Below are 20,953 nucleotides of genomic sequence, written 5' to 3' on the forward strand. Positions count from 1 at the left end.
ATACAGCCTTTTCAAACTAAAATAATCAAACCATGCTAGGCTTAGTTATTCATCATCTAATGACCATGACAACTCTATGTTAGAATTCTTTGGAGATACCCTAACATAACCTTGCATTTCTTGGTGTAAAGCAGAGCAGAAGTCTGTACAATAAAATGGCCAAACACCTACTTGCTTTGGTTCCCAGGTAAACGTTTCTGTTTGACCTGGCATAATTAATAGTTCTGAAGTGTTAGCACCAATCATACTTATACCATGTGGCACGTCATAATCTTGTTCTAAATTCGTTACATGAAAGAAGACTTTGTCGCCCACTTTAATCCCTTCAATATTATCAGGCGCAAAGTGACTTCTAATAGTACTCATATACACATGCACTTCATTTCCATTTCTAGTAACTTTTGTTTCACTTTCACTTTTTACCGCATAAGGGTGCTTATTTTCTTCTAGCTTAAAGAATTTTTTAGAATTTTTCTTTACAATATCTGCAGCTATACCAGCAGCATAGTGTGGTTCACCTACAGTAGGGAAGTCTAACAATAACTCCATTTTTTCACCAGTAATATCATATAACTGAGCAGATTGCGTTACTTCTGGACCCGTTGGTAAGTATCTGTCTTTTGTAATTTTATTCATTGCCAATACATATTTACCAAATGGTTTTCTTGAATTACCACCTGGTATCATTAAGTGACCAACCGAATAGTAACAAGGTTTTCTATCAATTACCTCCCAAGTGCCTAGCTTCCATTTTACAACTTCAGAAGAAATAAAGAATGTAGTATAAGCATTGCCGTCAGCATCAAACTCTGTATGTAGAGGACCTAAACCACCACTTTTAACAGATCCTGCAAGAATGTCTTCGTAATTTAAAATAGGAATTCCGTAAGCATCACCATCAAATTTCTTTTCATCAATAGCTTTCATCATTTTTGTATAAGAGTGTACAGTTACATCTGCAGACAACTTACCACTACCAACAATATATTCACCAGTTGGGCTTACATCACAACCATGTGGTGATTTAGGTGTAGGTAAGAAATAAATTGCACCAGGTACATCTGTAGGATTAACTGTTAATACCTCTTTTTTCATAGTTGAAGTTGCAGAATGTGTTTCATCATTATATACATTATGTGCATAATTTGTTGGCATTTTTGTACCACCACCATTAGCCACATATTCTTCAATTTTTTTCCAATTAACAGCAGCTATAAAATCTTTATCGTTTTGAGAAGCATTTACTTCTAACAATGTATGAGATTCTTCTGTATTGTATGTTGTAAAGAAGAACCAGCCATGAGAATCGCCTCTACCAGGGTGTGCTTTGTCATAATCAAACCCAGGCATTAAGATTTGGAATGCTATTTCCATTCCACCGTCTTCTTGATCTACTTTTAAGAAAGTTAATGCTCCTTTAAAGTTACCTTTATATTCTTTAATAGACATGTCTTTTTGAGGCACAGGTACACCAAAACGAGTACCAGCAACAACATATTCTGTGTTTTCTGTTACATAAGATGAACTGTGATTACCTGCACTGTTTGGTATTTCAATAATTTCAGTAGTCTCAAAAGTTGTAAGATCAATTTTTGCAATACGAGGTGTATTGTTACCATTAATATATACATATCTACCATCTAATTCACCATTTGTCTGTGAAATATCTGGATGATGCGCATCATCCCATGGAATAAAACCATGAGATGTATTTAACATGGGTTTCGTTTCCTCATTATAACCCCATGCTTTTTCAGCATCTTGTGAGAATACAGGAATCACTTTAAATAGTCTACCAGATGGTAAACCATATACGGCTAGTTGTCCACTAAACCCACCAGAGATAAAAGCGTAGAATTCATCATGCTCACCTGGAGCTACATATACTTTTTCTGCTGCATTACTAGATAAAGCACCTTGGCTATTACCGTTTGAATTACCATTATTGCCACAACTAAAAATTAAAGTTGTTGTAGCGATAAAGACCATTAATTTTAGTATTGTTTTCATTATTTATAATTAATTTTTCGTTTGGTTATTTTAAAGTTCTAAAATATTCTAGAACAAATCTTGCTTCCTCTTCAGTTAAATTTTGATTAGCCATCGGTGAGCCATTAAATTCTACTAATAATTCTTTTGCTAGAGGGTCTTTTTGAACCATTTCTTCAGGATTTAAAATCATGTTCATTACCCACTCAGGCGAGCGTCTTTCTAAAATATTTTGAGGTGATGGACCAATAAATCTTTTATTTGCTCTATGGCAAGCGGTGCACATTTTTTTAAACACTTCTGCACCTTTTGTAGCCATTTCTTGGTTTATTTCAGCATCTAGTGTTAGAGATTTAACTGGACCAATACCTTTATTATTTAAATCTACTTTTTCAGATGCTTTCATCTCAGTAGAAGCCGTTTCTACTTTAGGCTTTTGCTTAGTAGGTTCCTCTTTCTGTTCTGTTACTTTTACTGGGCTATCTTTTTTAGATTTATCACCACCACAACTTGCCAATAGTATTAATGATAATACTAAAAAGCCAAATACTTTTTTTGTCATTACTTTAGTTTATATAGTTATTTATTATTCAGCTGGTACCAATACGTCACCAATAACATGTATCCAACCATTACTCACTTTTACTGTTTTTAATACTTTTGTACCACCTACATATAACCCGTCATCTTTTTTCTCAACTTCTAAATAGTTACCAGATGCCATGTATAGTTTTCTTCCTTTTTTTGCTTCTTTTTCTAACTGTGTATCAGGAAAATTTGCAGGAGCTACATGATTTGTTAGAATAAATGCAAGCTTCGATTTGTTTTCTGGTTTTAGTAATGATTCAACTGTGCCTTCAGGTAATTTGCCAAAGGCATCATTTACAGGAGCAAATACGGTAAGAGGACCTGCATTTACAACAGCATCTTCTACGCCAGCAGCTTCAATAGCAGCTACTAAGGTGGTAAAATCATCTAAAGATTTTGCAACTTGAAGAGCGTTGGCTGCAGAATCTTCATCTACTACCGCTGATTGCCCCTTACTTTCTTCTTTAACAGAAGTGTCTTGTTTACTGATGTTTTGTGCTGGTTGTTCACCTTTTTTGCAAGCTACCAACACTAACACCATAAGTATAATTGAGAGTGTTAGATTTGATTTCATTAGTCTTTTGTTTTTAATTATAGGCAAATTTAAAGTCAGATATTTATAAAAAATATGATATTTATCATATAAAAAGATATTTTTATCTTTTTATATTTGTTATATGTTTTCAAAATCAAGTATATATGCTATAAGAGGAGTGTTATATTTAGCATTAAATTCTAACGAAGAGAAGAAATTTAATCCAAATAAAATTGCAAACGATATAGGGATTCCTGCAGCATTTTTGGCAAAAACATTACAACAACTTTCTAGAAAAAATCTTATTTCATCAACAAAAGGAAGAAATGGAGGATTCTATTTAACTGATAGTAATAAGAGCAATTCATTAATTTCGATTGTAGATTGTATAGATGGCTTAGATAAATTTCAAAGTTGTATGTTAGGTTTGCCAATTTGTAGCAACGAGAATCCTTGCCCAATGCACCATAGGCTTGCTCCGTTGAGAAATGAATTAGTTGAAGAACTTACCAATAAATCAATAGAAGAGTTTATTGAAGATTTGCGTCTAGGTAAAACACATATTTGCTTATAAATTATAATCTATAAGATGGTATTACCAAAATGATGCCTTTAAATAAGTTTAGTGCATAATGAATGGCATTTTCTGTATTTTTTTGAAAAGTCTGTTGGTAAAACATTTTTTTTATTGTTATATTTTAAATGTCATCACAGGTATATCTAAGTGATTGGCAATATCTTCTGAAATACTACCAGTAAAAAAATGAGCTAGCCCTTTACGACCATGCGTTGGTATTGCAACAAGATCAGCACTTACACTTTTGCAATAGTTATAAATTCCTTCTTCGGCAGAGTAGTCATTGTAGTAAATTACCTTATCAATATTTTCTGACGTGTCCCCATCGGCTTGGGCTAAAAATTCAGTCGTCATGATTTTCATTTCTTCAGTGTTCCTAAAGTCTTGAGGCAAGTTTACATACAACAAATGCACATTTGCTTCGAACTTTTTAAATAGTTTCATTGCTTTTTTGTAAGCATTAATGTTTTCGGTTTTGAAGTCACAAGCAAAAACAACTTCTTTCATAGTAAAGTTTTCTCGCTCTTTTTTGATCACTAATACTGGTATTTCTGATGATCGTACTACTTTTTCAGTATTTGATCCTACAAAAATATCTTGTAACAATCCAGTAGTTCCATGAGACCCCATGATTATTAAATCAGCTTCATGTACTTTCGCGATATCATTTATACCACTAAATACTGTATGGTTTTCAACTGAATCTTGAACTGAAATATCTTTTAAGTAACTCTTGTTTAAAAATTCTTTAAATTTTTTTTGAGTAAGCTGTAGTTCAAACAATGCTTGCTCGGCCGAACGATTTTGTGTAGTATTTAAAGATGTATCGTGCAGTCCTAACATATGTGTAGCTATTATTTCTGCATTTGTTTGTTTAGCAATTTGAGCAGCAACATGCAAAGCATATTCAGACTGTTGAGAGAAATCTGTTGGAACTAATAATTTCTTCATGGTAGATAATTTTATAATTGTTTATATAGACTTCATAAAATTAGTTAACATTTTTCTAATAAAATATGATATTTATCAGTTAGGTTAAATTGGTAATTTTTCGATCTCTACGAATAAAATAGCATTTATTGTTTTTTGAAATTTTCTTTCTATAGCCAAAAAGATGAAAAATTTCTATGGTTAAAAACTGTGCCGTTTTTGGGTTAACTACTAATGTGTATCTATTTGAAATATCTTGTTTTACACCAGGTAATATTCTTAGAAAATAATACAATCGTAATTTTCTTACTATAAGAGATATAACGATCCAGAAATGTGAAATCTTATTGATAATAAAAAAACCATCTTTACCTTGCTTTTGATATAGTGGCATAAATATTTGCCCATTCTTATGGGATTTTATTTCTTTTCCGTTATGTATTGCAAGTACTTCTTTATGTTGTATAAAATCAAAATTTTCAAATCCATTTTTCATCATAAAATTATCATTCTCTTGTAAGGGATATCTATAACTCACCTCATAAAAACCAGTAATGTTGCCATATTCTTCAAGAGAACTTGTGAATTTTTGAATCTTTTTTATATGACTTTTGTCTATGCAATTACTTGCAATAAGCACCTTCCAGATAAAAGCAATACAGTTATCGACGGAACGTTTGTCTTCATGTTGTCCCGCTTCGAACCCTAATGACACATGACCAAATTCATTAATGAATGTTAATAAAGGACCTTCAAGATATTCTTCGATACCTAATGTCACAGGAATGTCAAAATTTGATGTAAATTTTCTATTATTTAAAGAATCACTTATCGTGATAAATGGAATAGATTTAGCAGAAGTTGTGTGTAAATCAATAAAATAGAATGGTCCGTCATGTTGCGTTAGAATAGTTTTTAGTACCTCATATAATTCTGATTGCTCTTTCTTTTCAGGATGAGTACTAACTTGTTCTTTTAAGTTGGTTATATTAGCTTGTGTCCAAAGTCTATTTAGATCTGATTTTTCGTAACGAATATTTTTTTTGAGGGCATTTAAATTACCAGCGATGGCATAAACATTACCTTGAAATGCTATTTTTTTATTTATAATATGTTCTTTGACTTTAATAAGACCATAAACCCCAGCAGGTTCATTACCATGAATACCACCAAAAAATACAACTGTGGGAGCATTTTTTTTAAAATGATAACTGTAAAGAATACGTTGCAAAGAAATCGGTTTGTTGTAAAATTGAATTGTAGTATTCGTCATGAAAATCTATACACTATCTATTTTTTGAATATCAGTTTTTGTGAGCATACCAACTAACTCTTTATCTTCTATAATTGGTAATGAGCCTATGTTATTTTTTATCATTAAATTCTTTACTGCATCGATTGTCATTTCAGGATGCCCTACTTTTATAGACTTAGTCATAATGTCTTTAGCGACGGTAAAGTCATTAATATTCTCTTTATATTTCTTATTGATAGTTGATTTTGAAATAATTCCGGTAAGCTTATTTTGAGTATTTACCACTGGTAGATGATGTATGTTTTTCCAATCCATTATTTTGTAAACCAACTCTACCAAATCATGCTCATTTACAACAAAGACTTCTGTAGTCATTACTTTATATACTTTATCATTTGATTTTATTTGTTCTCTTACTTCCTGTGTTGCTAATCTCCATTGATAAATAGGTAAGCCTTCAACTTGATTTTTATATACGTTATGCGTCAATAATATATTAGATTCATCTCTTGAAACATTCTCTTGAAGCCTTCTACTACTTCGAACCATCCACTTGCTTCCAGTTATATTAAAATCGATGCGCTTTTCAATAAGTGTTAAATAATAATCAATATCAGCTAATACAATATTAGATTTTTTGAGCCCTTCTCTTGCTAAGGGTAGTAATACTTCTTTTGCAAGCTGTTTTGCAGAATACCCTTTACCAAACCAATTAAAATATGTATCTATACCCGTTCTAGCTGCTTTAATAAAATTACCTTGCGCATCTTTAAAAGGCATTAAATTGTATATGTTTTTATACTCATCTGGCATACCTTGCATAAGCCCAACCCAAAATAAGGCATTAGCAATTTCGTCTTTTATACTGGGACCAGAAGGAATATATCTATTTTCAATTCGCAAATGAGCAATGTTATTATGTACACCATAACATACTCTATTCCATTTGTAAAGTGTACCATTATGTAGATTCAGAGCTTTTAGTTTTGGCTTAATTCCATTTTTTAACTCTGTTAAGGAGTTGGTTTTAAAATCTGAAGTCACTAGGGGAGCATATCGAATAATATCATCGGTAAATACTTCTAATATAGAATTTCTAACCCAATCACTACCAAAAGCAACACGGGGCTTTTGCTCGCGCAATAGATGAGCAGTATTGCGTAAATCAATACTTTGCTGAAATAGCGCTATTCGTGTTTCGCTCCATAGTTCTCTTCCTAGTAATAACGGAGAATTACTCATTAATGATAGTACTGGCCCAGCAATGGCTTGTGACCAATTATATTTGTCTATTATTTCATCTAAATCTACCTGTAGATGTACTTGAAAGCTCGTGTTACAAGCTTCAAATAAAATAGATTTATGATTTAGTATAAGTTCATCTACACCACGAATTCTTAATTTAAAATCTTCACCTTTAATATTTTTCATAACATCATTAAGCGTTTTGTAGCGTTTAAATGGTGTCATATTCTCAAAAACTAAATCCTTTCTTTTAAAAGTTGGGAGTATTCCTGTTAGAATAATTTTATCATTACCAATTTCTTGAGCTGCTTCTCGCGCTTTATTAATCAATAAGGTTAAATCAGCTTCTAATTTAGAAAAACAGGAGTCTTTTAGCACCAAGGGATCTAAATTTGCTTCAATATTGAATAAGCCAAGTTCGGTAGTGAAGTGTTCATCGTTAATTTTATCAAGTATTTTTAATGCATTAAAAGACGGTCTATAATTTGTATTTACGATAACCAATTCTTGTTCTGCACCAATTCGTTGAGTTCCTTTTTCAAAAGCATCAGTTTCTATCATAATTTCTAATGCTTTTATATCATTTAGCAATTGATATGTAAACTCTTTGCGTTGCTTTTTAGTTTTTATTGCTTTAACTGATTTTGAACCCATGATAAAATTATATTGTCATTGAAAATAGTTGGGTATTAGGTTTGTTTCTAACTAATCTAAGATCAAAAGCCATACATATATTTCGCACAAAAGCTCGAGCCTCTTTAGATACTACTAATTCATTTTCGAGAATATACACTAATTGATCATTCTCTAATTCTTTTAATGTATTTAAGACATGTGGTAATTGTTCAAACTTTAAATTATTGTCTTTCCATGAGGTCTTAAAATGACACATAATATTTAGAATATGTGTTCGAATTATTAAGTCTTCTTTAGTCAAAGAGTGTCCTTTTACAATAGGTAACTCTCCTTTTTTAACTCTATTTTGATATGCTTTGAGGTTTTTTTCATTTTGAGCAAAACCGTACCAAGAATCACTTATAGCAGACATGCCTAATCCTATCATTAATTGTGTTGGGTTGGTTGTATATCCCATAAAATTTCGATGCATTTTTGCCTCTTTATAAGCTTTAAAAAGCGAATCGGTACGTAATGAAAAATGATCCATCCCAGTTTCAATATATCCTAAATTCGTGAGCATGTGTTTACCTATTTCATACAGCTTTCTTTTAAAATCTCCTTTAGGAATATCTTCTTCATTAAACCCGCGTTGTCCCACACCTTTTATCCATGGTACATGTGCGTAGCTATAGAATGAAATTCTATCGGGTTTCAATTCGTTGGTTTTTTTAATGGTATCGATAATGTTTCTCACCGTTTGAAATGGCAATCCAAAAACTAAATCATGACTTATCGAGGTATAACCAATATCTCTTGCATACTGCGTTACTCGTTTTACATTTTCAAATGGTTGTACTCTATTTATTGATCGTTGTACGCTATCATTATAATCTTGAACACCAAAACTTACTCTAGTAAACCCTAATTTATACAGTACTAATAAATGTTCTTTAGTTGTATTATTTGGATGACCTTCAAAACTAAATTCATAATCTCTATGAAGCTCAACTGAATTTAAAATACCTTGTATAAGTAATTCAAGGTTTTTTGTTGTGAAAAATGTGGGAGTTCCGCCGCCTAAATGCAGCTCGCGAAGTACGGGTTTCGTATCAAATAAATTTAGGTACAATTGCCATTCTTTTAAAAGGGAATCTATATAAGGTGTCTCTACCTCATGACGCTTTGTAATATACTTATGGCACGCACAAAAAGTACACAAACTTTCACAAAATGGTAAATGAATATAAATACTTACTCCTTTTTCTTTATTGCTTTCTTTATATGAGTTTTGTAATGTTGTTTTCCAATCTTTGATTGTAATCCCTTTCTTATCCCAAAAAGGAACAGTGGGGTAACTTGTATATCGCGGTCCTGGTACATTATATTTTTTAACTAAAGATGCTTTCATCTAAGACTATTTTTATCAAAAATAGCTCTGTGTATGTTATTAGACTATGATAATTGTCATAGTTTGTTTTTAATTATCAATTTACTTTTAGGGTATAATTAAATTTAAAGATTATGAAAAAAAGAACTCCAGTTTCAAAGATTATGACAAGTAATGTTATAACATTAAATAGCACAGACGATTTAGCTACAGCAGAAAAATTATTTAAAGAAAATACTATTAGGCATATACCCGTAGTTAGTGGTAATGAAATAAAAGGAATGTTAAGTTTCACAGATTTGTTAAGAATTAGTTTTGCTGATGCAGTATATGAAGATGAACAAGAGGTCGATACAGTAGTTTACAATATGTTTACTATTGATCAGGTGATGGCGAAAAATCTAGTTAGTGTAAATTCTACTACAACTATTAAAGAAGTAGCCGAAATATTATCAAGAAAAGAGTTTCATGCGCTACCCGTAGTTGATAATAATGAGCTTGTAGGTATTGTTACAACAACAGACTTAATTAATTATCTGCTAGAGCAGTTTTAAAATTAGATTAAGTATTTGGTCGATTTTGGTTTGAACAGGAGGTAAAAGTTGCCTCCTGTTTTTTGTAATTATTTTTATAAATATAAAGAATATCAGGAAAATGTTTTGTTATTTAATCGTGATTTCAACACTATCAAATAAAATGACATCGCCTTTAACTAGTTTTTTTCTTACACGAGTTTCAATAATAGTATTAACCTTTACTTCTTTATTTTGAATCAGAATTTTGGCATGACCACCTGTTTGAGCTAATTGAAAGACTTGTAGTAAGTTGTTTAATTGAATAAATTCGTGTCCGTCTTTTAAACAAAAGGTTTTTTTCTCCATTACTGTTGATCAAAATAAATTTTCTGTATCGTTATAAGCGTATCACAATTTTCTACATAAATTGCTGTCGCTTTTTCTTTTAGAAACCCATCTATCCAGTAATAACGACAAGGCTCTTGTCGCGGTTTGCTTTTCGAGAAATCGATATCTCCATGACTTAAGAATAAGGCAATTTCTGTAGAATCTATTTCTTTTTCAAGCATAATTTGTTTAACTTCTTCTGTATAGGTTCTATCTTTATTTCTTAAGATTTCTAACATTCTAGCATTCGGAAAGTAGTTACAAGCAGCATTTTTACCGTTTAAGAAAAACATCAATGCAATGATTCCTATAAAAAAACCGAATCCGAAAAAGGTAAAGCGGCGCTTTAAATTCATTAAATGATAAGTAGATTAATATCTCTAAATGGTAACCCAAACCAATCTGCCACTGCTCTGTTGGTTAGAATTCCGTGGTAAAAATACATCCCTTTTCTGAGACTTTTGTCAAAACGGGCAGCATTTTCAATGCCGCCTTCTTCTGCAATACTTAATAAATAAGGGGTAAAGATATTGCTAATAGATAATGAAGCCGTTCTTGAGTATCGTGATGGAATGTTTGGTACACAATAATGTATCACGCCATGTTTTACATAGGTTGGATTATCATGTGTGGTAATTTCTGAGGTTTCAAAACAGCCACCGCTATCAATACTCACATCTACAATTACAGAGCCTTCTTTCATGGTTTCTACCATTTCTTCACTCACTAAAATGGGTGTTCGCGTTTTTCCACGTACAGCTCCGATAGCTACATCGCAGCGCATCATAGCCTTCTGTAAAGTTTTTGGTTGAACAGTTGAAGTATATACAGGATGATGTAAACTCTCTTGTAAGCGCCTTAGTTTCGTAATAGAATTATCAAATACTTTTACCCGAGCTCCTAATCCAATGGCAGAACGCGCAGCAAATTCACCAACGGTACCTGCACCTAATATCACCACATCTGATGGAGGTACACCACCAATATTGCCAAATAACAATCCATTACCTTTATTGGTGTTGTTCATTAATTCAGCGGCGATGAGTACTGAAGAAATTCCTGCAATTTCACTTAACGATTTCACTACTGGGTACACACCGTGCTCATCTGTAATAAAATCAAAAGCGATGGCAGTAATTCTCTTTTTTGCCAGACTTTCAAAATATTTTTTGTCTTGCGTTTTGAGTTGTAAAGCAGAAAATAAAACTGACTGAGGCTGCATCATGTCAACTTCTTTTAAAGAAGGTGGTTCTACTTTTAGTACAATGTTACAGCCAAAAACTTCTTCTGTACTATATGATATTTTTGCACCTGCCTCAGAGTATTCGTTATCGGTATAATTTGCACCTTCACCAGCACCAGACTCTAAAACGATTCGGTGGCCATGGTTTGTTAACGCTGCAACAGCATCGGGTGTAAGGCAAATACGTTTTTCTTGTAAATGTGTTTCTTTTGGAATACCAATAAACAACTCACCTTTTCGTTTTTCTATTTCTAATGTTTCTGGTTTGGGGAGTAGCTCTTCTTTACTGAAAGGTGAAAATTGTTGTTTACTCATGGTTGATTATTTGATCACTATTGTTCGAGTTCCGTCGTCATTTTTAGTTAAAGAAATGGCAACAGCATCTAAAGGTAATAAATTTTTAATCTTTTCTGGCCATTCTATAAGACACCAATGATCGATATAAAAATACTCTTCAATGCCTATATCTAATGCCTCTTCTTCATGATCGATTCTATAGAAATCAAAATGAAATATACGTTCTCCTTGTTGAGAACGGTATTCATTCACCAAAGAAAAAGTAGGAGAGGATACTGTATCTTCAGACCCTAATTGTTTTACCAATTCTTTGATAAGTGTTGTTTTGCCTACGCCCATATCACCATAAAAAAGAAGGGTTTTGCATGTAACAGTATCAATAAGTTGCTTTACAACATTAGGTAATTGATCAATAGAATACGATAGTTGCATTACGATTGTATTTCCATAGAATGATACACATTCTGTACGTCATCATCTTCCTCTAATTTTTCAAGCAACTTTTCTACATCTGCCTGCTCTTCTTCAGATAATTTTTTTGTTGTGGTAGGTATGCGCTCAAAACCAGACGAAAGTATTTCAATATTATTCTCTTCAAAAAATGATTGTATGGCACCAAATTGCTCAAAAGGAGCATATACAATAATCCCTTCTTCATCATCAAATATTTCTTCTACATCAAAATCAATAAGCTCAAGCTCTAATTCTTCCATATCAATAGAAATATCTTCTTTCTTTACTGTAAAGTTACAAGTATGATCAAACATAAATACTACAGAACCAGAGGTTCCTAAATTACCTTCACATTTATTAAATGCTGCACGTACATTAGCCACAGTTCTATTATTATTATCTGTAGCTGTCTCAACCAATACGGCAATACCATGCGGTGCATAACCTTCAAATAAGGTTTCTTTATAATTAGCGGTATCTTTATCAGAAGCTTTTTTTATGGCACGTTCAACATTATCTTTAGGCATATTGGCTGCCTTGGCATTCTGTATAACAGCTCGCAGTCTAGAATTTGTATCGGGATTCGGTCCGCCTTCTTTCACCGCCATCACAATATCTTTACCAATACGTGTAAAGGTTTTGGCCATAGCTGACCATCGTTTCATTTTACGCGCTTTTCTAAATTCAAATGCTCTTCCCATTTATTAAAACATTATTTATTTACTACAATTTTTATTATAAAACTCAACTACTTCTATAATATCCTTTTTCTTAAATTCTTTGTTTAGTATTTTTTCCACCAAATTTTTACAATCTTTAAAGTATTCTGATGCAGCTTTTTTGAAATTTTTCGAAAATAAACCACCCTTAGTTCCTAAATGGGTAACAATGTCTTCATTTTCTTTTATCACATAATAATCACTTATTGAATAAGAACCGCCTTCTATCATCATACCAGAGCCGTTTACCCCTCCACCTGTAAACATAGGAGTGTTATAACCTTCTTTAAGTCTTCTATATAAGGTAACATTTCCCTTTACTATGAGTTCTAATAATTTTGGAGAATCTTGATCTTTAATATTTACATAGTAGTAAGTAGAATGTTTTATATCACCCCTAGCGTTAAATAGATGAACATTTATCTTTTCTTTAATTTTTATATATTCTATATCTTTACTAGTGTAAATTATTTTTTTGTCACCTTTCTTTTTTCTAAACCTAATTTTTTCTCCAAATTTTGTAAATTTAGCAAGACCAGTTATTTTTGTTCCATCTTTAAAATAAAGGGTTGCCTCTTGCTTTTGTGCATATGTTGCAAGAGCAATGAGAAACATAAATAGAAATAATAATTTTTTCATATAATTTGGTAATATCAAACTTGTAAAATTCCTAAATTAAAAGGTTTTTCAATAGGAGCATGGTTAGCTGCTTCAATACCCATAGAAATCCAAGTTCTTGTATCGAGCGGATCAATTACAGCATCGGTCCAAATACGAGCAGCAGCATAGTAGGGTGATACTTGGGCATCGTAACGTGATTTAATTTTATTAAATAATTCATCTTCTTTTTCTTTAGTAATTGTTTCTCCTTTTTTCTTTAGCGAAGCCGTTTCAATTTGTAACAACACCTTCGCAGCAGACTTTCCACTCATCACGGCTAATTCTGCACTTGGCCAAGCAACGATTAATCTCGGGTCATAAGCTTTTCCGCACATAGCATAATTTCCAGCACCGTAAGAATTTCCGATGACAATCGTAAATTTTGGCACGACAGAATTACTTACCGCATTTACCATTTTAGCACCATCTTTTATAATACCACCATGCTCAGACTTACTACCTACCATAAACCCTGTTACATCTTGTAAAAACACTAATGGAATTTTTTTCTGATTACAATTGGCGATAAAACGTGTGGCTTTATCAGCTGAATCTGAATAAATTACCCCGCCAAATTGCATTTCACTGGGTTTAGTTTTGGCTTTGGTAGTCTTTACAATTTTACGCTGATTTGCTACAATACCAACAGCCCAACCATCGATTCGAGCATAGGCAGTAATAATAGTCTGACCATAACCAGCTTTGTATTCATCAAATTCAGAGTTGTCAACTAGTCGTTTTATGATTTCATACATATCATATTGGTCATGACGTTCCTTTGGTAGAATACCATAGATTTCTTTTTCATTCTCTTTAGGCTTCGCAGATGCGATCCTGTTATATCCTGCTTTTTCAAAATCACCAATCTTACCCATTATATTCTCAATGGTTGTCAATGCATCCTTATCATCTTTAGCTTTATAGTCAGTTACTCCAGATACTTCACAATGCGTAGTAGCGCCACCTAAGGTTTCATTATCGATGGTTTCACCAATAGCCGCTTTTACTAAATAGCTTCCAGCAAGAAAAATACTTCCAGTTTTATCAACGATCAAGGCTTCATCACTCATAATGGGTAAATAAGCACCACCCGCTACGCAACTACCCATTACTGCAGCAATTTGAGTAATTCCCATGCTACTCATTACAGCGTTATTTCTAAAGATGCGCCCGAAATGTTCTTTATCAGGAAAGATTTCATCTTGCATAGGTAGATAGACCCCTGCAGAATCAACCAAATAAATGATAGGCAATCTGTTTTCTATAGCGATTTCCTGTGCACGAAGGTTCTTCTTACCTGTAATAGGAAACCAAGCCCCAGCTTTTACTGTCGCATCATTAGCAACGACAATACATTGTTTATTTTGAATATATCCAATTTTAACTACAACACCACCTGAAGGACAACCTCCGTGTTCTTTATACATATCTTCACCAGCAAAAGCACCGATTTCAATAGAAGGTTTTTTATTATCTAATAAAAAATCGATACGTTCACGAGCGGTCATTTTTCCTTTTTCATGATGCTTATCGATGCGTTTTTGTCCGCCACCTAGCTTAACTTTTGTCAGACGTTTGCGTAAGTCTGAAACTAACAATTTGTTGTGATCTTCGTTTTTATTAAAATTGATATCCATTGATTAAGTGCGTTTTCAAGCGTGGCTAAAATACAAAATGCAAAAGAATAAGGTGTAACAAATCAATAGAAAAGCATACGTATATTTTAAAGCAATTCAGTTTTATTATTTGATTTTTTTAACGAAATTGCTTGACTAAACTAATTTTGTTCAACTAAATAAAAACGTACCAATATGTCTGATGATTTTGACTTATTAGAAACCAATTCAAACGAAAAAACAGAAAAAGTCGATGTTAACTGGGGGAAAGCCATAGACCAAATGAAGTCTAAGCTAGCACAAGAAGATGATCCTGAAAGTCGCCAGAAAATCTTAAACGCAACATTAGACAATGTTGTTGATATGGCAGAGAAAGATAGAACGACTTTGTTAGATGCTATCAAAGACCTTACAGATTATCAAGATGAAGTTGGTATTATGTTTGAAGGTTTTTCTGCTTTAAATGCTGAGGAGCAGAAAGTTATTGATGATGCTATTAGACGTCTCGAACGTTCTAAAGTTGAATTAGAAGATGCTAATAATAAACCCGATACTTGGTGGAATAACCTATGGGGTAGAAAAAGTAAAATTAGAAAAGCTGAGGAAGAATTAAAGGAAGCACAAAAAGAACGTGATGCGGCTGATAATAAAGCCAAAGCAATGTTTCAACAACGTATTGAAACCGCAGACGTACAAACATTGTTAAATGAACTTTCTTTTAAAAGCCAGGCAGCAATTAAACGCTTAAAAGATAGAGAGCTTGAAATAAAAGAGGTAGAAGAGAGCCTTAAGACGGCCATCGTTGAAGCTAGTAATAATCATACAAAGGCTTTACAAAAGAAGAAAGAAGTTGAGGCGAATTTAGAAGAACAATATGCCCTATTAAAACAAGCACGTCAGGCGTTAGAAGAAGTGGCTGACAAACAATCTACAGCGTATTCTGATGCCTTAGCAAAAGTGACACAGTTAGAACAAAAAGTTGAAGAATTAGAAGGGCTTAAAAATGCATATACCACATTAGCGGCTTCTAAAGATAGTTTTGTGCATAAGCACAATCTTACCATAAAGGTATTGACTTCTTTGCGTAGTAATTTACAAACACATAGAGCTAAGTTAAAATCTGACACGGATGAGCGTCTTAAATACTATGATGGATACGTTGTTGCTTTAAAGGCGAGAACAGATCAAGAATTTGCTGCAATTTTAGAGCATTTAGGTGTGAAAACTGATGAACATATCGGCGAAACCTTAGCTGCGATGCATACTGCGAGTGCAAAAGCACGTCAAGAAATGATGGATAATATTCCGGTACATGAAAAAGTGATGCAGGGTGTATATGGTAGCTATGCAGAAGCTTTAAAAGAAATTAGAAATAAAGATGCTGAAATTCAGAAAAATTTTGCAGATCGATATGGTATTGATATGAAAGAGATTTTTGATGAATATTATAAAGCGGATCCAAATGAGCCTTCAGGTGGAGGAGAGCCTTCAGGTGATAAGAAGCCAGAATCAAATGATGATGATTTGTTATCTTAAGTCACTTTATTAAGAGTAATCTTTTTAGCTGAAAATAGTCATGACTTTTGCTTCTGTAAAAGAACTTCTTCAGCATGTAAAAAGAAATGAAAATTAGAAAAATAGCGACCTAAAGAATGATAGTTACACCGTTAGATTCTGCAGAACTCGACTCTAAAGAGCAGTATGTTTTCTATCATAAAATGATGGATTTTGCGCTTAAGGAGCTCATCGTTGCGGTACAGCATAATCAAATTTGTAATCAGCAAGAAGTACTTTTGTTTAAGCAGTATAGTGATCTTTTGTTATATTCTATTGAAGCGATGCGTGTAAAATACATGTACGATGAAGAAGAAAATATGAAAATAGATTTAACAGATTCTGGTTTTCCAAATTATTTAGAGTTTCGTTACCTATTTAATGATTTAGAATTGCGAGAAGGCTATCTAGAGAAATTGACAAAAGTTGATGTTTTAAAACAAGAGTTTTTGAATACATTACTGCGTACAAAAGAGCCTATTGCTAAACGTAAACTTTTTCAGGCGGCTTCTATCGTTTACTACTCTTCAGCTAAAAAAGAATATATCTTTAATCGCTTTGTACAGGGTAAAATCATTGAAGCTCCTAAAGGTTCTCCGGCAAAATATTTAGTGAGTTGGAGTTTTTATGAGGTATCTCATAATAGACCTTTTATTTGCTATATGTATTTCAATTACGATGGAAAGAATGTATTGAATGATAGAGAAGAAATTTATAAGGTATTAAAAATAGTAGCCGATAGAGAGCTGGCTTTAGATATGATGGCATATGCTATAGATAAGAGGTTGCCAAAAGTATTGCCAAAACTTGTAAAACGTATCGATTTAGGGCCTATACACAATGTTTTTGCGAAAGACGAAAATGAAGTCACGCATGCTATTTTAGAAGGAATAGCTAAGAAAAACATCCCATTAGAATCGTATGCGATTTCGTTTAAAATAGATGAAGTACATTCTAAAAGTGAATTTAAAGAGGGGAATTTTTTTAGTAAACAAACCTTTCAAAATTGGGATAAAATAGTTCGACAAAATTTTGTATTTGCACCCCATCGCATCATACAATTACTCTATAGTAAAACCCCAGAGTTTATGAATAAGTTGGCAAAAGCGCCAATTCAAGTAGCAGATTTAAATATTGATAAAAAATAATAATGGAACATAACTCAACCTTTCCTATAAAACAGAATGAACTTGATATGCTTCGTGACGAAGCAACCTCATATTTAAAATCTGTACAGTGGGAGCAAGGGCTACGTGCGAAGAATAAAGATAATAGTAAAAAAGATGAATCAATTTTACTGTATCTATCACGTGCAAATAATGGTAGTAGTGTAAACATAACTTCGGTTTCTAAAACGATATTGGCGTTAAAAAAACGATTATTGCCAGAATCAGTAGCAATTCCAATTCACTTAAATCAAACCTTGTATGCTGTTCAAGAAGGGTTAACATTGGGTATTTGGATTAAAGATAGTTATTATGATGCCTCGGGGTTGTCTAGCCTAAGCGAGAATAAATCCGCTTTAGATAGTGCTGGTAAAAGAGAATACGAAAGCAAAATGCTTACTGCTACCGCTTTTATGTTATTTGCTGCTGCATATAAGATCTTACATGATCTTAAACCGCATGCCTCAGACGATCTGAGTGTTATGAAACAAAAGTTTGCTGGGATTCCTGAAGTGTCATTACTATCTCCCTTAAAAGGAGTTTCATGTAGCTTATTTTATTATGATAAGTACTTAGCGCATCCAGAAATTATTAAAACTGATAAAGATGTAATAGACTTTACGGTAGTATTTTTTGAAGCACTAATTGATGAAATTCAACTGAGAAAAAGTAGCTTAGAATATACTGAGACGATAGTAGATAGAACGTATAAGTTAGAAAACTCAGACTTTGCAGTTTCTGGTTGGGACAATGTGTTTTCTGGTACGGCTAAAAGTGTCGAGTTTAATAAGATACAATTTGAACAAATTGTTGGTAATCGTGATGCAAAACACTTTGCACGTCGCTTAACAGAACGTATGCTAAGCTATGACTTTGATGCTAAGAAGAATCCGTTTCAAGAATTAGGAGGCTTTATGCCAGTTTTTATGGGGTATGGTATTCCAGGTACGGGTAAAAGTATGCTTATTGCGGCAATAGCTACACGGTTAAAAGAACATAGTGAAAACTTAGATATTCCATTTTTATTTCATCCTATGCCCGATACGCTCATCAGTACTTTTCAAGGAGGTTCTGCAGAAAAAATGGTGGAATGGATGAAGCCGCTGCAAGACCCAACAAAGCTCATATTTGCACCTATTGATGATGCAGAAAACAATTTACAGGAACGCACAGAGCAAGGAGTTTCTGCAGGTGTGAAAGAAGTGATAGGCGTATTCTTAAGATATACTGAAGGAGCGTATGCCGTGAACTATGGAAATAGCGCTATCGGATTATTCACAAATCTACCTGAAATGTTAGATAAAGCGGTGATTTCTCGTGTACAAGGACGTTTTAAAATAGACGGAGCTCGTACAGAAAATGACTTTTTAGATCAAGATTATATATGGTGGAAAAAGTTCGAAAAAACGATGCCTAGCTTTGTGAATATGGATGATCCACAAAACTATAACTATTTAGCTGATCAAGTAGTAGCCAAAAATATGGGCGATATTTTGAAATTGGCAGAAGTACCTACAGAAGAACGCGTACATGAAGTATTCGATAAAGTTTCGAAAGTACATGCGTATAATGATCATACTTTTTATGCGAGTTTATATACAGAAATTCAAAAGATCTTTCCTTTTTTCTCATCGCGGGATGTTCGAAATATTCAATCAGCCATCTCATTGAGATTAACAGATTTTGACCTCGAGAAAGACTGGTTTGAAAATCCCGATCATTATTTTAAAAAAGATTATCAAACCAAATTCAATATGTTGCAAGAATTAATGAAAGCAAATATGAAAGGGTTAAACTTTTCTGACATTCGACGTCAAGAAGTTGTAAGGTATTTAGATAACGTTGCTACGATAGCAGATACTGATTTTAAGCGGAAAGTAGATAAGCGAATAAATCAAATAAATATTGATCTGGAAGCTAGAAAACAGGTTGAGAATAACGAGTAATAAAATGCAAAAGTTACAGGCAGCCAATTTATATAGAAGCGAACTTTTACCTGTAAATGGTAAGCTGGTTGAACGCTATAATCAATGTTTAGAACAATTAGGTTTTTCTAAGACCAAATTGAAAACTTTTTCTATTGATGGTTTAGGTTGGAGCCCAGAAATAGCTGAAGAAAAAAAGGACACTCAGTACTTAAATCATGGTGAGGCGAATCAACATGCTATTATTATCACACCACTTCAAAAGGGTAGGCCGGTCTATGTACCTTTTCATTCTTTTGACAGAGATATGATGCAGTTTATTTTTAAAACGCATGGTACTCAAATCGCAAATATTACTAAAGATAGTGCTATTTGTATAGATTTCGATCAAAAAATAGATGCATTTTATGAACCCTTAGATATTTTAAAATATGATGAAATTAATATAAGCTTTCATCTAATCAATAATTTAGAAAACGCTCAGAAAGAACAAGAGCAATTAATTGAAGTATTTAATGAAGATAATAATTTCATTGATGAAAATGTGCATCAACAGCTATTGCATTCGGCAAAAACATATGGAGATCTTAGAAATAGAAATCTAAAAATAGAACCTATTCAATTTAGATCTGATTCGTTTTATACAAGAGCCTTCGGAGGAATTTATGTATTAAGAGATTTTATTAAACCTATCGTAGTTTTTGAAAATAAAAAATCATATAAAGAAGCAATTAAAGATACCTTTCATGATGTGCTTATTTATCATGTTTCGCAACCCGAATTAATTAAAAAGCTGAGAGAGCATGTAATTATTGAATACGATTTACAACAAGATGCTAACTCATCTAGATATGAACGCATCAAAAAATATGTTTTTTCAGAATTTCTAAATAAAACAAAACATCCAATTAGAGATATTCTATCAAATAATGCTTTATTTAAAAGTTATCTAAACAAAATTGATATTGATGCAAGAAAAAAAGTGATGGGTGTAGAGCGTTATCTTGAGAAGATACAGGTAAGTAATGAATATAAGATTGCCGATATGATAGATAATGATATCTTTTTTGCAATGCATACACCGCATTCTTCTTTATTGCCTAAGCATCAGGATTTAATCTGGAAGTTGCTGGTTAATATTTCTGCAAAAGATGTGTTATTTCTATATTGGTATGATAAAGAAGAATTTTATAAACAATTTAAAGATTGGGATGAATCTTTAAAAGATTGGGTAATTGAAACTATTCAACAAAATATTTAATAGTAACTTGATGTTGAAAATAATTAATTAAAA

General features: G+C 32.7%; 20 protein-coding genes. 6 read left to right on the forward strand and 14 right to left on the reverse strand.

Annotated features, from left to right (window positions below; genetic code table 11):
- Positions 1-45: 45 nt before the first annotated feature.
- The 3 genes from nosZ to AC1EUY_RS07035 are packed head-to-tail and all read right to left on the reverse strand — an operon-like array spanning position 46 to position 3,151.
- A complete protein-coding gene (nosZ, locus tag AC1EUY_RS07025) occupies positions 46-2,010 on the reverse strand; it encodes a Sec-dependent nitrous-oxide reductase (RefSeq protein ID WP_480194802.1) in 1,965 nt (654 codons plus the stop codon).
- A gap of 25 nt (positions 2,011-2,035) precedes the next feature.
- Entirely contained in the window at positions 2,036-2,551 is a 516-nt protein-coding gene (locus AC1EUY_RS07030; protein WP_480194803.1) for a c-type cytochrome, read from the reverse strand.
- A 24-nt stretch (positions 2,552-2,575) separates the two neighbouring features.
- Positions 2,576-3,151, reverse strand: a complete 576-nt coding sequence (locus AC1EUY_RS07035; protein ID WP_480194804.1) for a fasciclin domain-containing protein — start codon at positions 3,149-3,151, stop codon at positions 2,576-2,578.
- A 103-nt stretch (positions 3,152-3,254) separates the two neighbouring features.
- Here AC1EUY_RS07035 and AC1EUY_RS07040 point away from each other — a divergent pair, with 103 nt between their 5' ends.
- Positions 3,255-3,686 (forward strand): RrF2 family transcriptional regulator, encoded by a 432-nt coding sequence (locus tag AC1EUY_RS07040; RefSeq protein ID WP_480194805.1) that lies wholly within the window; start codon positions 3,255-3,257, stop codon positions 3,684-3,686.
- A 117-nt stretch (positions 3,687-3,803) separates the two neighbouring features.
- Here AC1EUY_RS07040 and AC1EUY_RS07045 read toward each other — a convergent pair whose 3' ends face one another.
- The 4 genes from AC1EUY_RS07045 to hemN form a co-directional block, all read right to left on the reverse strand.
- On the reverse strand, positions 3,804-4,640 hold the full coding sequence (locus AC1EUY_RS07045; protein WP_480194806.1) for a universal stress protein: 837 nt from the start codon (positions 4,638-4,640) through the stop codon (positions 3,804-3,806).
- A 79-nt stretch (positions 4,641-4,719) separates the two neighbouring features.
- Entirely contained in the window at positions 4,720-5,892 is a 1,173-nt protein-coding gene (locus AC1EUY_RS07050; RefSeq protein ID WP_480194807.1) for an aspartoacylase, read from the reverse strand.
- A 6-nt stretch (positions 5,893-5,898) separates the two neighbouring features.
- Positions 5,899-7,773 carry a CBS domain-containing protein gene (locus AC1EUY_RS07055; protein ID WP_480194808.1) on the reverse strand — a complete coding sequence of 625 codons (1,875 nt, stop codon included), beginning with the start codon at positions 7,771-7,773 and terminating at the stop codon, positions 5,899-5,901.
- Positions 7,774-7,780: 7 nt separating this feature from the next.
- On the reverse strand, positions 7,781-9,145 hold the full coding sequence (hemN, locus tag AC1EUY_RS07060) for an oxygen-independent coproporphyrinogen III oxidase (protein WP_480194809.1): 1,365 nt from the start codon (positions 9,143-9,145) through the stop codon (positions 7,781-7,783).
- Positions 9,146-9,258: 113 nt separating this feature from the next.
- Between hemN and AC1EUY_RS07065 the strand changes: the two genes are divergently transcribed.
- A complete protein-coding gene (locus AC1EUY_RS07065; protein WP_480194810.1) occupies positions 9,259-9,678 on the forward strand; it encodes a CBS domain-containing protein in 420 nt (139 codons plus the stop codon).
- A 108-nt stretch (positions 9,679-9,786) separates the two neighbouring features.
- Here the strand turns inward: AC1EUY_RS07065 and AC1EUY_RS07070 are convergent, their stop codons facing one another.
- From AC1EUY_RS07070 to AC1EUY_RS07100, 7 genes are read right to left on the reverse strand one after another with little or no spacing between them, the layout of a single operon-like run.
- Entirely contained in the window at positions 9,787-10,005 is a 219-nt protein-coding gene (locus tag AC1EUY_RS07070) for an RNA-binding S4 domain-containing protein (protein WP_480194811.1), read from the reverse strand.
- A complete protein-coding gene (locus tag AC1EUY_RS07075) occupies positions 10,005-10,382 on the reverse strand; it encodes a hypothetical protein (RefSeq protein WP_480194812.1) in 378 nt (125 codons plus the stop codon). The genes AC1EUY_RS07070 and AC1EUY_RS07075 overlap by 1 nt, the downstream gene beginning before the upstream one ends.
- Complete coding sequence (locus AC1EUY_RS07080) at positions 10,382-11,584, reverse strand: alanine dehydrogenase (protein WP_480194813.1); 1,203 nt, start codon at positions 11,582-11,584, stop codon at positions 10,382-10,384. Before AC1EUY_RS07080 ends, AC1EUY_RS07075 begins: the two co-directional genes overlap by 1 nt.
- A gap of 6 nt (positions 11,585-11,590) precedes the next feature.
- Complete coding sequence (gene tsaE, locus AC1EUY_RS07085) at positions 11,591-11,998, reverse strand: tRNA (adenosine(37)-N6)-threonylcarbamoyltransferase complex ATPase subunit type 1 TsaE (protein ID WP_480194814.1); 408 nt, start codon at positions 11,996-11,998, stop codon at positions 11,591-11,593.
- Positions 11,998-12,720, reverse strand: coding sequence for a YebC/PmpR family DNA-binding transcriptional regulator (locus AC1EUY_RS07090; RefSeq protein WP_480194815.1), 723 nt, complete (start codon positions 12,718-12,720; stop codon positions 11,998-12,000). The genes tsaE and AC1EUY_RS07090 overlap by 1 nt, the downstream gene beginning before the upstream one ends.
- A gap of 15 nt (positions 12,721-12,735) precedes the next feature.
- A complete protein-coding gene (locus tag AC1EUY_RS07095) occupies positions 12,736-13,377 on the reverse strand; it encodes a hypothetical protein (RefSeq protein ID WP_480194816.1) in 642 nt (213 codons plus the stop codon).
- A 14-nt stretch (positions 13,378-13,391) separates the two neighbouring features.
- Entirely contained in the window at positions 13,392-15,035 is a 1,644-nt protein-coding gene (locus AC1EUY_RS07100) for an acyl-CoA carboxylase subunit beta (protein ID WP_480194817.1), read from the reverse strand.
- Positions 15,036-15,209: 174 nt separating this feature from the next.
- On the opposite strand from AC1EUY_RS07100, the gene AC1EUY_RS07105 reads away from it, so the two are divergent.
- The 4 genes from AC1EUY_RS07105 to AC1EUY_RS07120 all read left to right on the forward strand — a co-directional run bounded on the left by AC1EUY_RS07105 (position 15,210) and on the right by AC1EUY_RS07120 (position 20,920).
- Positions 15,210-16,550 carry a microtubule-binding protein gene (locus AC1EUY_RS07105; RefSeq protein WP_480194818.1) on the forward strand — a complete coding sequence of 447 codons (1,341 nt, stop codon included), beginning with the start codon at positions 15,210-15,212 and terminating at the stop codon, positions 16,548-16,550.
- Between the two features lie 116 nt (positions 16,551-16,666).
- A complete protein-coding gene (locus AC1EUY_RS07110) occupies positions 16,667-17,716 on the forward strand; it encodes a hypothetical protein (RefSeq protein WP_480194819.1) in 1,050 nt (349 codons plus the stop codon).
- A 2-nt stretch (positions 17,717-17,718) separates the two neighbouring features.
- Complete coding sequence (locus tag AC1EUY_RS07115) at positions 17,719-19,680, forward strand: AAA family ATPase (protein WP_480194820.1); 1,962 nt, start codon at positions 17,719-17,721, stop codon at positions 19,678-19,680.
- A gap of 4 nt (positions 19,681-19,684) precedes the next feature.
- Positions 19,685-20,920, forward strand: a complete 1,236-nt coding sequence (locus AC1EUY_RS07120) for a DUF6638 family protein (protein WP_480194821.1) — start codon at positions 19,685-19,687, stop codon at positions 20,918-20,920.
- Positions 20,921-20,953 lie beyond the last annotated feature (33 nt).

It is taken from the genome of Maritimimonas sp. 2210JD6-3 (genome assembly GCF_056591795.1).

Coding starts and splice junctions, on each gene's coding strand:
- nosZ (WP_480194802.1), bottom strand. CDS start 2,010: ATGAAAACAATACTAAAATTAATGGTCTTTATCGCTACAACAACTTTA.
- tsaE (WP_480194814.1), bottom strand. CDS start 11,998: ATGCAACTATCGTATTCTATTGATCAATTACCTAATGTTGTAAAGCAA.
- AC1EUY_RS07050 (WP_480194807.1), bottom strand. CDS start 5,892: ATGACGAATACTACAATTCAATTTTACAACAAACCGATTTCTTTGCAA.
- AC1EUY_RS07095 (WP_480194816.1), bottom strand. CDS start 13,377: ATGAAAAAATTATTATTTCTATTTATGTTTCTCATTGCTCTTGCAACA.
- AC1EUY_RS07110 (WP_480194819.1), top strand. CDS start 16,667: ATGATAGTTACACCGTTAGATTCTGCAGAACTCGACTCTAAAGAGCAG.
- hemN (WP_480194809.1), bottom strand. CDS start 9,145: ATGAAAGCATCTTTAGTTAAAAAATATAATGTACCAGGACCGCGATAT.
- AC1EUY_RS07080 (WP_480194813.1), bottom strand. CDS start 11,584: ATGAGTAAACAACAATTTTCACCTTTCAGTAAAGAAGAGCTACTCCCC.
- AC1EUY_RS07065 (WP_480194810.1), top strand. CDS start 9,259: ATGAAAAAAAGAACTCCAGTTTCAAAGATTATGACAAGTAATGTTATA.
- AC1EUY_RS07035 (WP_480194804.1), bottom strand. CDS start 3,151: ATGAAATCAAATCTAACACTCTCAATTATACTTATGGTGTTAGTGTTG.
- AC1EUY_RS07045 (WP_480194806.1), bottom strand. CDS start 4,640: ATGAAGAAATTATTAGTTCCAACAGATTTCTCTCAACAGTCTGAATAT.
- AC1EUY_RS07070 (WP_480194811.1), bottom strand. CDS start 10,005: ATGGAGAAAAAAACCTTTTGTTTAAAAGACGGACACGAATTTATTCAA.
- AC1EUY_RS07120 (WP_480194821.1), top strand. CDS start 19,685: ATGCAAAAGTTACAGGCAGCCAATTTATATAGAAGCGAACTTTTACCT.
- AC1EUY_RS07075 (WP_480194812.1), bottom strand. CDS start 10,382: ATGAATTTAAAGCGCCGCTTTACCTTTTTCGGATTCGGTTTTTTTATA.
- AC1EUY_RS07115 (WP_480194820.1), top strand. CDS start 17,719: ATGGAACATAACTCAACCTTTCCTATAAAACAGAATGAACTTGATATG.
- AC1EUY_RS07055 (WP_480194808.1), bottom strand. CDS start 7,773: ATGGGTTCAAAATCAGTTAAAGCAATAAAAACTAAAAAGCAACGCAAA.
- AC1EUY_RS07030 (WP_480194803.1), bottom strand. CDS start 2,551: ATGACAAAAAAAGTATTTGGCTTTTTAGTATTATCATTAATACTATTG.
- AC1EUY_RS07105 (WP_480194818.1), top strand. CDS start 15,210: ATGTCTGATGATTTTGACTTATTAGAAACCAATTCAAACGAAAAAACA.
- AC1EUY_RS07100 (WP_480194817.1), bottom strand. CDS start 15,035: ATGGATATCAATTTTAATAAAAACGAAGATCACAACAAATTGTTAGTT.
- AC1EUY_RS07090 (WP_480194815.1), bottom strand. CDS start 12,720: ATGGGAAGAGCATTTGAATTTAGAAAAGCGCGTAAAATGAAACGATGG.
- AC1EUY_RS07040 (WP_480194805.1), top strand. CDS start 3,255: ATGTTTTCAAAATCAAGTATATATGCTATAAGAGGAGTGTTATATTTA.